General features: G+C 39.9%; 15 protein-coding genes and 1 tRNA gene. 7 read left to right on the forward strand and 9 right to left on the reverse strand.

Annotated elements, in window-relative coordinates; all coding sequences use genetic code 11:
* Positions 1-87: 87 nt before the first annotated feature.
* Genes EFT72_RS00470 through EFT72_RS00490 form a run of 5 tightly spaced genes read right to left on the reverse strand, consistent with a single transcriptional unit; the run spans position 88 to position 2,758 of the window.
* On the reverse strand, positions 88-615 hold the full coding sequence (locus EFT72_RS00470; protein WP_124064862.1) for a flavodoxin family protein: 528 nt from the start codon (positions 613-615) through the stop codon (positions 88-90).
* Between the two features lie 24 nt (positions 616-639).
* Positions 640-1,476: a nitroreductase family protein gene (locus EFT72_RS00475; RefSeq protein ID WP_124064863.1), complete on the reverse strand. Its 837-nt coding sequence runs from the start codon at positions 1,474-1,476 to the stop codon at positions 640-642.
* 12 nt (positions 1,477-1,488) lie between these two features.
* Complete coding sequence (locus EFT72_RS00480; RefSeq protein WP_124064864.1) at positions 1,489-1,779, reverse strand: putative quinol monooxygenase; 291 nt, start codon at positions 1,777-1,779, stop codon at positions 1,489-1,491.
* A gap of 13 nt (positions 1,780-1,792) precedes the next feature.
* Positions 1,793-2,296 (reverse strand): nitroreductase family protein, encoded by a 504-nt coding sequence (locus EFT72_RS00485; protein WP_124064865.1) that lies wholly within the window; start codon positions 2,294-2,296, stop codon positions 1,793-1,795.
* 12 nt (positions 2,297-2,308) lie between these two features.
* Positions 2,309-2,758 carry a MarR family transcriptional regulator gene (locus tag EFT72_RS00490; RefSeq protein ID WP_124064866.1) on the reverse strand — a complete coding sequence of 150 codons (450 nt, stop codon included), beginning with the start codon at positions 2,756-2,758 and terminating at the stop codon, positions 2,309-2,311.
* 180 nt (positions 2,759-2,938) lie between these two features.
* Between EFT72_RS00490 and EFT72_RS00495 the strand changes: the two genes are divergently transcribed.
* Both EFT72_RS00495 and EFT72_RS00500 read left to right on the forward strand, forming a co-directional pair.
* On the forward strand, positions 2,939-3,484 hold the full coding sequence (locus EFT72_RS00495) for a glutathione peroxidase (protein ID WP_124064867.1): 546 nt from the start codon (positions 2,939-2,941) through the stop codon (positions 3,482-3,484).
* A 34-nt stretch (positions 3,485-3,518) separates the two neighbouring features.
* On the forward strand, positions 3,519-3,956 hold the full coding sequence (locus EFT72_RS00500) for a MarR family transcriptional regulator (RefSeq protein ID WP_124064868.1): 438 nt from the start codon (positions 3,519-3,521) through the stop codon (positions 3,954-3,956).
* 72 nt (positions 3,957-4,028) lie between these two features.
* Here EFT72_RS00500 and EFT72_RS00505 read toward each other — a convergent pair whose 3' ends face one another.
* Together EFT72_RS00505 and EFT72_RS00510 are read right to left on the reverse strand one after the other, a co-directional pair.
* Positions 4,029-5,366 (reverse strand): FAD-binding oxidoreductase, encoded by a 1,338-nt coding sequence (locus tag EFT72_RS00505; RefSeq protein ID WP_124064869.1) that lies wholly within the window; start codon positions 5,364-5,366, stop codon positions 4,029-4,031.
* 91 nt (positions 5,367-5,457) lie between these two features.
* A complete protein-coding gene (locus EFT72_RS00510) occupies positions 5,458-5,931 on the reverse strand; it encodes a glutathione peroxidase (RefSeq protein ID WP_124064870.1) in 474 nt (157 codons plus the stop codon).
* A 245-nt stretch (positions 5,932-6,176) separates the two neighbouring features.
* On the opposite strand from EFT72_RS00510, the gene EFT72_RS00520 reads away from it, so the two are divergent.
* A complete protein-coding gene (locus tag EFT72_RS00520) occupies positions 6,177-7,616 on the forward strand; it encodes a LysM peptidoglycan-binding domain-containing protein (RefSeq protein ID WP_164473025.1) in 1,440 nt (479 codons plus the stop codon).
* 571 nt (positions 7,617-8,187) lie between these two features.
* Positions 8,188-8,784, forward strand: coding sequence for a helix-turn-helix domain-containing protein (locus EFT72_RS00525; RefSeq protein ID WP_124064871.1), 597 nt, complete (start codon positions 8,188-8,190; stop codon positions 8,782-8,784).
* A 58-nt stretch (positions 8,785-8,842) separates the two neighbouring features.
* Here the strand turns inward: EFT72_RS00525 and EFT72_RS00530 are convergent.
* Positions 8,843-8,928 (reverse strand) — tRNA-Ser (locus tag EFT72_RS00530).
* 212 nt (positions 8,929-9,140) lie between these two features.
* Between EFT72_RS00530 and EFT72_RS00535 the strand changes: the two genes are divergently transcribed.
* From EFT72_RS00535 to EFT72_RS00545, 3 genes are all read left to right on the forward strand, one after another.
* Positions 9,141-9,362 (forward strand): HPr family phosphocarrier protein, encoded by a 222-nt coding sequence (locus EFT72_RS00535; protein WP_124064872.1) that lies wholly within the window; start codon positions 9,141-9,143, stop codon positions 9,360-9,362.
* A 174-nt stretch (positions 9,363-9,536) separates the two neighbouring features.
* The gene (locus tag EFT72_RS00540) at positions 9,537-11,132 is read left to right on the forward strand and encodes a ClC family H(+)/Cl(-) exchange transporter (RefSeq protein ID WP_124064873.1); all 1,596 of its coding nucleotides are present in this window, start codon (positions 9,537-9,539) and stop codon (positions 11,130-11,132) included.
* Between the two features lie 92 nt (positions 11,133-11,224).
* On the forward strand, positions 11,225-11,953 hold the full coding sequence (locus EFT72_RS00545; protein WP_124064874.1) for a peptidoglycan recognition family protein: 729 nt from the start codon (positions 11,225-11,227) through the stop codon (positions 11,951-11,953).
* Positions 11,954-11,976: 23 nt separating this feature from the next.
* Here the strand turns inward: EFT72_RS00545 and EFT72_RS00550 are convergent, their stop codons facing one another.
* Entirely contained in the window at positions 11,977-12,741 is a 765-nt protein-coding gene (locus tag EFT72_RS00550; protein ID WP_124064875.1) for a YwaF family protein, read from the reverse strand.
* Positions 12,742-12,817 lie beyond the last annotated feature (76 nt).

The following is a 12,817-nucleotide window of genomic DNA, read 5'->3' on the forward strand; positions in this document are numbered from 1 at the left end:
CATGGCCTTTGTCTGTGACAGAGTCACAAAACCCCATGCTACCAGCCGGAAATAGGTGGAAATCATGGGGTTTTTATAAAGTTAATCTTATAATGTTTTTGCAAGTTCCCGAACGGAATCTAGTTTGTCTGATTGTAACATGCTGCCTTTTTCTGTCATGCCTGGAATCGTAACGATTCCTTTGTTTTCCCATTTGAGATAGGAACAAATGCTTTTTAGCTGTGCAGCAGCTGCGTCATAGACATGGTCGGAACCGGAATTAAGCAGCATGGCAATGGAGGTTATCCGAAACCCCTTTTTGGCAAACGCATACATACGATCAATCATACATTTGGTTTGTGCAGAAACATCAAACCAATAAATCGGCGATGCAAGAACCAGTAAATCGGATTGATCTAAATCGGTTAAAATATCATTCATATCATCCTCTTGTATGCATACGCCATCATGTGTAAAACAATATTTGCAGCCAAGACATGGAAGAACCTTATATTGACTTAGCTTTTTCGTAGTAACTTGATGACCAGCGGCTTTTGCTGATTGGGCAAAAACATCTGCCATGATTTCCGTGTTCCCATTTTTTCTTGGACTTCCTGTAACTACCAATATATTCAACTATACTTCCCTCCCTCATGTTTTTTATTCCTCTATCACCCAGGAAAAAAGATAGGACATCTCGGGTGGAGCAGATATACCGGGATTTACCTTTAAAAAGCTTCCGTTCAGATGCTTATCAATTGCCGCCAGGTGAAAATGGCAAGCAGCAATTCCAACGTCGACCCGCTGAATGTCCAACGGCTTATTTTCTTTTCTGGTTTTAGCTTCATAGAAATGAAATGCATTCTGTTTTTTTATGATTCGCCAGGGTTGTTTGTTTATAGCAGAAGGTGCCAGTCGGACCATCTCAAGAGCAAATTCATATGCTCCAGCTTCTTGTTTGGTCAAAGGGGTGGTAAAGTCATCCTTAAAAAATAGATGCTCCCAGTCTTTTCTCTGACTTGATTTTGCGGCCCACTTTATAAGGGATTCTACAGGCCTTTTCTTTTCCACCGGATATCCCACAGGAGTGATGATCGGAAAAAGTATTCCTTCCTCTAAATGGATCGCTTGAGAGAAGGCACTACGGTCAAAGGTTCCTCCTAACCAGCAGCTTCCAAGTCCTTGTGATGTCAAAAAGAGTATCAGGTGTTCCATAGAATATCCCAGTGCTTCCAACCCCAATTCTTCCTCTTTTACAGTAGAACCAATAAAATCACTGACGCCTTTTATCACTCCATAGGTTCCCAGCTTTTGCCCTTTGTCAGAATTAGACGCTAGAAGATAAAAAGAGACTTTAACGTGAAAAGGATTGTCTGATTCACGGATAAAAGATTGGATCTTTTCTTTTACGTCAGCGGACAAAGGACGTGGATCATAGGTTCTTTCACTATGACGATTGCGGATTGTCTGTTCAACAGGAAAATAAAATTCTTCCATAAAGTCCTCCAATTATATTAATGTGGTATACATATTGGTTTCGCCTGGTTTTTCTACAAGACCGGACATCGCTTTGATTGCTTTTTTAAAATGGGCAGTAGCCCCGTGGTTACCCAGCGCAGTTTGATCTTCCCATTCCTCAAGCATGGTTAAAACCAGGGGATCTTTTACATCTTGAACCAGTTCATAACGGATGCAGCCAGTATCATTTGCCCGAGTTTCTTGAACCAATTTTCTAGCTATTTCTAAAAATTCTTCTTTTTTTCCTTCTTTTACGTAATTCTTTGCAACGACTTTAATCATGATTTCTCCTTCTTTACCATTTCTCGTAATGGACTCTGTCTTCTTTGTAACGATCCTTATACTCATTCTTTTGATCATCTGGATAACCGACGGAAATGAGGGCAAACGGTTTGATGTGATCTGGAAGTTCAAAGAGGGTACGAACGTTTTCTGTCACGTCTTTGGAAGTAGCAACACCGAGCCATACGGCGCCAAGGTCTAAATGGACAGCTTCTAAAAGCATGTTTTGAGCCGCTGCAGATAGATCTTCTTCCCATCCATTGGGGATCTTCATTTCATTCTCATTACACAACAATGCAAAGGTCACAGAAGAAGTAAGGACGGGTTTTGCATAAGGGGAGCACTCGGAAAGCTTCGTAAGTGTATCTTTCTTCTTTACAACAATAAATTCCCAAGGCTGGCGATTCATAGCGGATGGTGCCTGCATTGCGGCACGGAGCAGTTTGTCAATTTTCTCTGATTCTACGGGCTGATCTGTAAACTTACGGATGCTCCTTCTGTTAAATATCTCTTTCATTAAAATGACCTCCTAAGATTGGTTTAATTGTTCCAGAAGTTTGCCGCTGAGTTTTAAAAATTGTGCGGTCTCATCTTCTGTTAGTATATTACTGTATTTTTCATGTAGCTTATCCCATGCAGTCATGATTTCATCTTGCATGGCGAGTCCCTCTGGAGTGGGTTTTAAGTATACATGTTTTCCCGCTGACAGTTTTTCAACAAGTCGTCTTCTCTCCAGTTTTTCAATCAACCGGGTGATGGTGGAAGGGGTTAAGTGAAGGGTTTCTCCCAGTTCTTTTTGCTGGATCTCCTTTTTTTGGTTTACCAGGTATAAAAGCAGGGCATGGCTGGGAGAGAGTCCGGTTTTAGAAAAGGCCTCCTCCGCAATTTTACCAAATTCTCTTGCTAGCTTAGATGTGGAAAAAAATAAGCAGCTATTAAGCGAACAGGTTTGATCGTTTGATTGTTTTTGTTTGTTCAAAACATCACCTCATTTGTTTGTACATACAAATATAGCACGAGATCAAAGAACTGTCAATCCCTTACTAACAATTGTGTTAAATAAAATTAAATTGTACAAAACTATTGACAAGCAAACGCCTGCATCTTATAATACAGACATAGAAACGTGAAACATTTAAAATATAAAGGAGGTTTTAATATGTCAGTTTATAATTTTACAGTCAAAACTAGGTCAGGAGAAGAAAAAAAATTATCTGATTATAAAGGAAAGGTACTTCTGATTGTGAATACAGCAACCGAATGTGGGTTTACCCCTCATTATACGGATCTTCAGGAAATGTATGCTGATTTTGCGGACAAAGGACTTGAAATTCTTGATTTCCCATGCAATCAGTTTGGGAATCAGGCACCTGGAACGAACGATGAGATTCATACATTTTGTACGGGGCGTTTCGGTGTTACGTTCCCTCAATTTGGGAAAATAGATGTAAATGGCGAGAATGCAGATCCCCTTTACAAATACCTAGTAAAAGAAAAGGGATTTGAAGGCTTTGATTCCAAGCATGAACTTACAAAGGTACTGGAAGACATATTTGAGAAAAAGAATCCAAATTATAAGAAGGAACCAGATATTAAGTGGAATTTTACGAAATTTTTGATTGACCAGAGCGGGAATGTAATCAAACGTTTTGAACCGACCGCTGATATGAAGGCAGTGAAAAAAGAAGTAGAAGACTTACTATAAATAAGAGATTACAGAGGGAGAACAATTACCAGTCATGAATTATGAAAGATTGAAGATAGAAAATCAGCTTTGCTTTCCATTATATGCATGTTCCCGTGAGATTGTCAGACTTTATAAACCATATCTGGACGAGATCGGGCTGACCTATACCCAGTATATTACCATGATGGTACTATGGGAGAGAAAGCAGATAACTGTCAAACAGCTTGGAGAAATCCTTTATCTGGATAGCGGTACGTTGACTCCCTTGCTAAAGAAGATGGAGGCCGCAGGTCTTTTGACTAGAAGCAGAGATAAGAAGGACGAGAGAAGTGTCATTGCAAAGCTGACGGAAAAAGGGGAACAATTAAAAGACCAGGCGGTATCCATTCCAGAGAAAATAACCAGTTGTGTTCCTTTGAATCAAGAAGAAGCAGGGCAACTCTATCGTTTGCTTTATAAAATCCTTGGTCAAACTGGCAGAACTTCATAATCAGAAAAAAAGATCCCACATCCGCACATTTAAGCGCTTGGTGAGATCTTTTTTGTTGTAGAAAGGCTTTTATTAAATTCCCTGGGAGAAGGTAAAGAGATGAGTTGGGTCGTATCGTTCTTTAATTTCTTTTAGACGACAAACATGTTCACCATAATATTCACCTAGGTAACAGGGGAGATTGGAATAGGGGAAGTTTACATAGGAACCTCTGGTTTTTTCTTCCAGGTAATGAAAACTAGAATTCAGCCAGGATGCGCTGCTGCATCTTGAATCTTTAAATATAGATTCCAACCACGTAATAGAGCGAGCCTTGCGGTAAAAAAAGGCAGTATCCTCTTCTGAAATCTGGGATACCATTCCTCCCAGTGCACAGAAAGAAAGACCAGTGTAGACAGAACCACAGGGCCGTTCCTGGATCATCGCCGCAAGATGGTCACACTCATCGTCTGTAAAATCACGTTGTACAAAACGGCTTGCGGATAGAAAGGTTTCATAGGGAGGATAGAGGCTTCCGATTCGTGTCATAGCTTCCAGAAATGTAAGGTGTTTGAAACGGTATTTTACACCTCCCAGTGAAAGCAGCGGTGAGAGAATTCCCAAAGCAGCTTCCGGTGGTCCATAAAAGATTCCATAAGCTGCAATGGCGGTACCTTCTGCCGCTGAATTAAATATCCGGGATACCATTGTAATTCTTTTATCTGCATTCATAAGCCATTCCTGCCAGGAAAGAAGAAACCAGGATTGAGTATCTTGATCTGCATTGGGATATCGAAAGTCAATGTAGGTGACTTTATCCACCTTTTTCGGTAATCGGTAGGTCATGGATACAATTATTCCAAAGTTTCCACCGCCGCCTCCACGACAGGCCCAAAACAGATCGGGATTATCCGTAAGACTGGCAGTGATTAAACAGCCTTTTGCATCCACTATTTCTACTTCAATCAGGCTGTCGCATCCCAATCCAAGGTAACGGCAGGAGAGTCCCCAGCCTCCCCCAAGCGTATATCCGCAGACGCCGACAGTGGGGCAGGTTCCACCTGGGAAGGGATACCCATAAACCGATACGGCTTCGTAAATGTCTTTATTGCTTACCCCACTTTGCAGGGTGATTTTATGAGCATCTTCATCCATTCGGATCTCTTTCATTTCACTTAAGTCAATATCCAGAACTTCATTTCCAGTAGAGTAACCTTCATAATTGTGGCCCCCACCACGAATCCGCAGGCAGATATGATGGTTTTTTGCCCATGAAACTGCGTGACAGACGTCAGCTATATTCTGACAGTATACAATAGCGGAAGGAAATTTTTGAACAGCCCGATTATAAACTTGTCTTGCTTCTTGATAAATGGGGGTCTCTGGGGTAATAACACGGCCAGTTAGACCGTTTAATTCACAGCAGTTCATAATATATACCCTCCTTTCCTTAATACCATGGTATTAAGGAAAGGAGGTTTTGGTTCTGCTTGTATTTATAGAGTGAGACAGAAGAAGAGAATTATAGAAGGGCAGTGATATCTTTTTCTAATTTTTCTGGTTTATCAGTTGGTGCATATCGCTTTACAACTTCGCCATTTCTATCAACAAGGAACTTTGTAAAATTCCATTTGATGGCAGAACGGAAAAGTCCTGATTTCTGAGACTTTAAATAGGAATACAAAGGAGACTGATCCTCTCCATTAACATCTGTTTTTGCAAATTGGGGAAAGGAAACATCATAATTCATCTTACAAAACTGATGAATCTCTTCTCCAGTACCTGGTGCCTGATGTCCAAACTGGTTGCAGGGGAAGTCTAAAATAACAAGACCCTTGTCTTTGTACTTCCTGTATAAAGATTCTAATCCTTCATATTGAGGTGTGAATCCACATCCGGTTGCAGTATTTACAATCAGCAAAACTTTATCTTTATAATCCGACAGGGTTACAGGTGTTCCATTTCGATCCATTACGGTTAAGTCATAAATATTCATATCAATCCCTCACTTATGCGAAATATTATTTTTAACAATTTAATTTTACACAATTAAAACGGAAAAGTCAATACTCCGATTCAATTATGATACCCAGGATGCAGGGGATTTATTGGAAAATTAACCTATTTGGATAGAAAACTGGGAAAAGAAAGAAAAAAATAAGATTAATTGAGGAGTGACAGGTTCTATTCCTATTTCTTCAACATAAAATAAGACAAATTGTTTAATTGAAAGGCAGTAACATGATGAATTCATGCCCTGATGGATTGTTTACTTATACCATTCAATCCGGTGATACGCTATGGTTAATTTCAAGACGTTACTACACGACCGTGGAAGCAATAATGGAGGCAAATCCAGGCTTAAATCCTAACAAGCTGATGATTGGAGGGAAAATCTGCATTCCAACAGGAAAATGGAGACAGCAGACTTCCGCTCCTGCAGTGACACAGCCTTCCGCTCCCGCAATGACGCAGCCTTCTACAACGGTTCCATCACCAATGAGGACACAGCCTCCATCACAGCCCTCGATGCAGGCCAATACCCCGAGGCAGACTTATTCTTCCATTAAGCCGACGCCCCAGTTAAAGCCACAGCCAATGCCATTCCCTCAATCCGTAGTAAAAGGAGAGGAAATGAGTTACAAACCAACAAAGTGTCCCGTAGGACTTCGTCCTTATACCATAGAAAACGGAGATACTTTATGGAAATTATCTCAAAGCTATTGTACTACAATAGAAACAATTATGGCATTAAACCCTGGACTTACACTTGATAATTTGAAAGTGGGCCAGGTGATCTGGATTCCTGCGGGATATAAATTCCGAAATCTTCCTCCATGGGCACGTCCAGAGGAAGACACCGATAATTCATGTGGAGCAGGAACCCAATCGTATACAATTGAAGCGGGAGATACTTTATGGCTGTTATCCCAGCGTTTTAATACGACAGTAGAGGCAATCATGGATTCCAATCCAGGTGTGAATCCCACCAACTTGTTTGTGGGTCAGGTGATTTGTATGCCTGGGAGACGAAACAATCAGCCTCAACCAACGCCCCGTCCCCAACCGCAGCCCCAGCCTCAGCCCCAGCCAACACCAACACCAAGACCCATTCCCATGCCCCCCATTAATTCCAAGATTTCAAAGGCAGAACAGAGCTTAGATAATTATTTTCGCTATTTATGGATGCAAAACATTTATTGGATGAGAATGGCAATACAGAGTATATTGCTCAATCTTGCGGACTCAGATTATGTTAAAAGCCGTCTAATGGAAAATCCAAAAGACTTTGAGTTGGCATTAAAAACGTTTTATGGAGAAAGTGAGTCTAATAAAGTTTCGGATGTCATGATGAATCTTTTAAACCTTATGGATGATTATGTGACAGCGGTTCGAGATGGAAATATGGAGATGGCAGCAGAAACCGAGAAACGAGCCAGTGATATGTCACAACAGCTTGCATCAACGCTTGCCAGCATGAATCCAAACTGGTCCGTAACCGATTTAAAGAATATGCTCCAGGGGATTTTGGATATGACAAAACAAGAGGTAATGGCCATTAAAGGTCAGAAATACAAAGAGGGAATAAACATATTTGATAATATAGAAAGAAATGTTTTAGAACTGGCAGATATGATGGCACAGGGAATCGTAATGCAGTTTCCAGAATATTTTAAATAATCAGTAAAAAGAAACCATCCGGTATATTTATAGCCTCCGGATGGTTCCTTTTTTGGTTTGCCCAATGATCAATGAATACCCTCAATCACATACAAAGTTTTCTTCGTGATTAGCTTAATACAGCGCAAGCGCTAAAATTGTACATGTCAGGTTCGATATTTGTGTTTTTCACTCTTTTCCCCTCCTTTTTATGAGAACAGAGGCTGTTAGGCAAAAAATGCCAGGAAGGAAAAATAGAATACTTGAAAGACATAGGGTAAGCTCTATTCCGTAGGGTTCTGTAAACATTCTGGATTTTATAAGAAGATAATCATATAGAATTGAAATGGCATAAATCAGCAAAAATAACACACCATTGATGAATAAGATAAGTTGTGCGAATTTTTTCATATTCCCCCCGTTCCCAAGTTATTGTTATTGCGATGATAACAAAATCAGTTTTAGCAGAAGAAGAAGGAAATATGTACGATTAGAAAAGGAATCGCACAAACCATGCAAAGAAGCCGTATCTATGATAAAATAAAGAATATTTACCCAAAGAAATTGAAGGGGTTGAGAGGAGGTAAAAGCAATGGATTGTGTGAAAGTAGGAAAACTAATTTTGAAACTGCGGAAAGAAAAAGGGATGACGCAAAAAGAATTGGCAGACATGATGTATATCAGTGATCGGACTATTTCGAAATGGGAGCGTGGAATCGGTTGCCCGGATGTTTCCTTATTGCATGAACTATCCCGTATTCTAGGAGTGAATATAGAAAAGATCTTAGCAGGGGATCTGGAAGCCAACGATACGGATAGGGGAAATATGAAAAAGATAAAATTTTATGTGTGTCCAACTTGTGGGAACACTTTGTATGACATAGGGGAAGCTCAAATTTCTTGTTGTGGCAGAAAACTTGTTTCTCTAATTGCAAAGAATGAGGACTCAGAACATGAACTTGTGGTGGACCGGACAGATGGAGAGATGTATTTGACACTACAACACGAAATGACGAAGGGGCACTTTATCTCTTTTGTCGCTTATGTTCTGGATGACAGGGTACTTTTTATAAAACTCTACCCAGAACAAACGGTACAAGTTCGATTCTCACCTATGCAGAGAGGAGAATTATATTTTTATTGCACTAAAAATGGTCTTTTTAAAAGAGGAAAAAGAAGGGAATCATGAGAAAACCCTATAATAAAAGCCCCACATAAATCATTGATTTATGCGAGGCTTTTATTGACGGAAGCGGTGGGATTCGAACCCACGTGCCCTTGCGGACAACCGCATTTCGAGTGCGGCTCGTTATGACCACTTCGATACGCTTCCAAAATAAAACACAACGGTACAATTATACACGATATTTGGCTTTTTGGGTAGTGTTTTCTGTAAAGTTTTTTTATGTTTTACAGTATAACCCAAACAGGAGTGGAAATAATAGGAATATATAGAAGAAATATATAAAAATATTTAAAAAACAAAAGCAAATTTGTTTAAAAAAAACAGTAAAACAATGTATAAGGCCAAAAGGAGTATTCGAATTGAAAAATATAACCTATACATTTTCCAGTGTAGAGGAACTTGTAGCCTTTGTGGGAAAGGCAGAAAAATGCAGTTTTGCCATTGATGTCATATGGAATCAATTGGTTATGGATGGGAAATCCCTGATGGGTATTTTGATAATAGGGATTGGAAAACAGGTAGAAATTATATGCCATGATCCTGAATTTTCTCCAGAAAGTCTTCTTCATCCAGCGGCTTAATTTCTTTCTAGTAAATAAGAAAAAAGAAGTCGGATTCTACCTGATTCGAACAGGTCTGTGTCCGGCTTCTTCTATAAAATCCGGTTTTTTCCTTGCAAATACATATTTTAGGGGCTATAATTTTATATTGTTCGTAAGTTCAATTACAAAAGAACAATAACAGGAGGGATAATTATGCAAACTGGTTGGCATACGGTAAAGAATACCATTAACCGTTACCGCAGTTTTCGTTATGAATTAATCCTGGAGGGCATTATGGTCGGTGCAATCTCTGGATCGATTGTTGTGTTTTTCCGGTATTTACTAAGTCATGCGGATGAGTTACTGCACGTGATACTAAAATACGCGAAACAAAACACCTGGGCTATATTCGTGGGATTTCTTATTCTTTTATTAGCTGCGTTAGGAGTTACACTTTTGCTCAAATGGGAATCCCTGATTTCGGGAAGTGGAATCCCACAGGTAGAAGGTGAGATGATCGGTGAAATCGACCCTTGTTGGTGGAAAGCACTGATTGCAAAACTGGCAGGTGGTCTGTTGTCTTTGGGATGCGGATTGTCCTTAGGACGTGAGGGTCCAAGTATTCAGCTTGGAGCGATGGCTGCAAAAGGATTCTCAAGACTGACAAGAAAAGCAAAAACAGAGGAAAAGATGCTGATTACATGTGGAGCCAGTGCCGGACTTTCGGCAGCATTTAATGCTCCGATTGCTGGAGTTTTATTTTCTCTAGAAGAGGTACATAAACATTTTTCTCCAGAAATCTTATTATCTACTATGGCGGCATCCATTACATCAGATTTCGTATCTAGAAAAGTATTTGGTCTAAAACCTATCTTTGATTTTCAAATCAATGAGATGATTCCACTCCATTCCTATCAATTTGTTTTACTGTTTGGAGTGATTATTGGCATCATGGGTGTGGTATATAACACAAGTCTTTCTAAAATGCAGGATCTTTATGAAAAGATGCCCAGTCGGTATGCCCGATTGTTGATACCGTTTGTTTTAGCAGGGATTTTTGGCCTTTATTATCCAGCTGTTTTAGGAGGGGGACATCCGCTAGTAGAAGTTCTTACTTCAGGAGAGATGCTTCTTGGAGCATTGTGTCTGCTTTTGTTGTTGAAATTCAGCTTTTCCATACTTAGCTTTGCATCTGGTGCACCCGGAGGGATTTTTTTGCCTTTGCTGGTTCTTGGAGCGGTGATCGGAAGTATTTATTACAACTCAGTTGGTATTTTTACCAATTCATTAGACGGTCTTTTGGGGAATTTTGTAATCCTTGGTATGGCTGGTTATTTTTCCGCAATCGTACGTGCTCCAATAACCGGGATCATACTGATCAGCGAGATGACAGGCTCCTTTTCCCACTTATTGACCCTATCCATGGTGTCCTTGATTGCGTATGTGGTTCCCGATATGCTTCATTGTGCACCCGTTTATGATCAGTTGCTTCATCGTCTTTTAAAGAGACTTAATCCCGATAGAAAATCGTCCCTTACAGGGGAGAAGGTTCTGGTAGAAGGGATGATTTTTCATGGAAGTGAAGCAGAAGGAAAGAAGATTTGTGAAATTAAGTGGCCAGAAACCTGTCTTTTGGTTTCCTTGCAACGGGCAGAGGATGAGTTCGTCCCTGGGGGAGAAACAAAATTGTCAGCGGGTGATAAAATCGTTGTGCTTTGTGATGAGACTGCTCAAGGAAAATTACACGTAGTTTTGCAAGATGTTTGTGAGACTGTGAAAATGCAAGATATATTCAAAACGGATTTTTAAAGATCTCCTTTCCTAACCAGTTTATCTTTTTAAGTTCTTTCTAAAAGAGTAAGAAGTAAACTTATAATAAGAGCAGTTCAGGGGTTTGTGAAATGATGAATCAGACGAAAGAGAATCGTGAGGTTAGAAACCGCAGTCAGATGCTACGAAACAGGCGGTTAAGACAAGAGAAAAAAAAGAGAAGAAAAACCATCCTTTACATAGGAATTTGGGTTCTACAGCTTTCAGTCGTTGTAGCAGGAATCCTTTGGGGACTTAGTCTTTTGGTCCAAAGAAGATATGTAGATTTAACTTCTATCAGGATGCCAGACTGGGTAGAAGAGGATTTTATTCCAACTAATCCATATTCTAGACCTGGGACCCATATGGTACAAGGCAAAGGAATTGTGATCCATTATGTTGCCAATCCTGGCACAACAGCAAAGCAGAATATGAATTATTTTGCCAGTCTAAAGGATCAGACAGAAGCACATAAAATCTCTGCAAGCAGTCACTTTATCATAGGGCTAGATGGAGAAATTCTTCAGGGAATTCCTATTTACGAAATAGCATATGCCACTTCAAAGGAGAAAAACCGGAATACGGTTTCCATCGAGTGCTGTCATCCCGATGAGACAGGAAAGTTTAATGACAAGACGTATGCGTCCCTGGTGAAGTTGACGGCCTGGCTCTGCAGGGAGATGAAACTTACTGAAAAAGATGTTATCCGCCATTATGATGCGACAGGAAAAGATTGTCCCCGATACTATGTGGCACATGAAGAGGAATGGAAACGGTTATTAAAAGACGTAAAGGCTGAGAAAAAAATACTAGAAAAATAATTTTTATTAAATGGCGAAACCAATTATGGCTTTGCCATTTTGAATTTACTGAATATAAGATGAAACAGAAATCCACCAAAAAGAACGGCAAACAAGTATATCCCATTCCCGATTGGGATTCCGTAGTTCAAAGCAATATCATGAAAAATAATCTGAGCCGATGGATAATAAGGGGAAATATAAAACATATCTGCCTGCCCTAAGGGTTTTACTGTATGGTTGATGAAAGAGGCGATTGCGCAGCAGATAAAAAACAAAGGAACGGTCTTGAAAAAACCTTTTAAAGTGGAATCTGAGTGGCGGGTAAAAGCGATCACAAGTCCAATAAAAATAAGCAGCAGATGCCAAATCAGACCGTGAAGGGTTAAAAACCAATAGGGATGAAGCAAACCAGATGGTTCTGCCAGTGCCATAATGCCTCCAAGAAGATTAAAATCCTGCATAAAGGTATAAAGAACGGTCCGAGCCTTTTGGGAAGTGATAAAGGGTAGGATCAGACAGAAATACATGGGCAGACTGCAAAGCTGAAATGGAAAATACCACCAGTTGTAGGTCTGATTGTTCATCACATAATAGAGAAAGAGTTGTTTATAACATTCTGCAGAGGCTAGGAGAACGCCACAGAAAAACAGCAGACGGCAAAGTCTGACTTCATTTAATCGTTTTGCGACATAATATGCAAGAAAAACCATGATCGTTAGTCCAACGGATACAAATAGGATATGAAAAAGTGAATAAGGAGCCGGTGGATTCATGGGCCAAGCGGTTATTTCTAAAATATCCTTCATGGGTGCTTCCCTTCGTTTCTTAGCTGTTTTTAATCAAAACCATTATATCCGATGGAATAAAAACTTGCAAGATTAT

It is taken from the genome of Clostridium sp. E02 (assembly GCF_003833015.1).
Lineage (GTDB): Bacteria > Bacillota > Clostridia > Lachnospirales > Lachnospiraceae > Lacrimispora.

Bases quoted from the DNA above. Each gene is read 5' to 3' on its own strand.
- EFT72_RS00475 (WP_124064863.1), bottom strand. From the start codon at position 1,476: ATGGAAGAATTTTATTTTCCTGTTGAACAGACAATCCGCAATCGTCAT.
- EFT72_RS00480 (WP_124064864.1), bottom strand. From the start codon at position 1,779: ATGATTAAAGTCGTTGCAAAGAATTACGTAAAAGAAGGAAAAAAAGAA.
- EFT72_RS00485 (WP_124064865.1), bottom strand. From the start codon at position 2,296: ATGAAAGAGATATTTAACAGAAGGAGCATCCGTAAGTTTACAGATCAG.
- EFT72_RS00495 (WP_124064867.1), top strand. From the start codon at position 2,939: ATGTCAGTTTATAATTTTACAGTCAAAACTAGGTCAGGAGAAGAAAAA.
- EFT72_RS00500 (WP_124064868.1), top strand. From the start codon at position 3,519: ATGAATTATGAAAGATTGAAGATAGAAAATCAGCTTTGCTTTCCATTA.
- EFT72_RS00505 (WP_124064869.1), bottom strand. From the start codon at position 5,366: ATGAACTGCTGTGAATTAAACGGTCTAACTGGCCGTGTTATTACCCCA.
- EFT72_RS00510 (WP_124064870.1), bottom strand. From the start codon at position 5,931: ATGAATATTTATGACTTAACCGTAATGGATCGAAATGGAACACCTGTA.
- EFT72_RS00520 (WP_164473025.1), top strand. From the start codon at position 6,177: ATGATGAATTCATGCCCTGATGGATTGTTTACTTATACCATTCAATCC.
- EFT72_RS00525 (WP_124064871.1), top strand. From the start codon at position 8,188: ATGGATTGTGTGAAAGTAGGAAAACTAATTTTGAAACTGCGGAAAGAA.
- EFT72_RS00540 (WP_124064873.1), top strand. From the start codon at position 9,537: ATGCAAACTGGTTGGCATACGGTAAAGAATACCATTAACCGTTACCGC.
- EFT72_RS00545 (WP_124064874.1), top strand. From the start codon at position 11,225: ATGATGAATCAGACGAAAGAGAATCGTGAGGTTAGAAACCGCAGTCAG.
- EFT72_RS00550 (WP_124064875.1), bottom strand. From the start codon at position 12,741: ATGAAGGATATTTTAGAAATAACCGCTTGGCCCATGAATCCACCGGCT.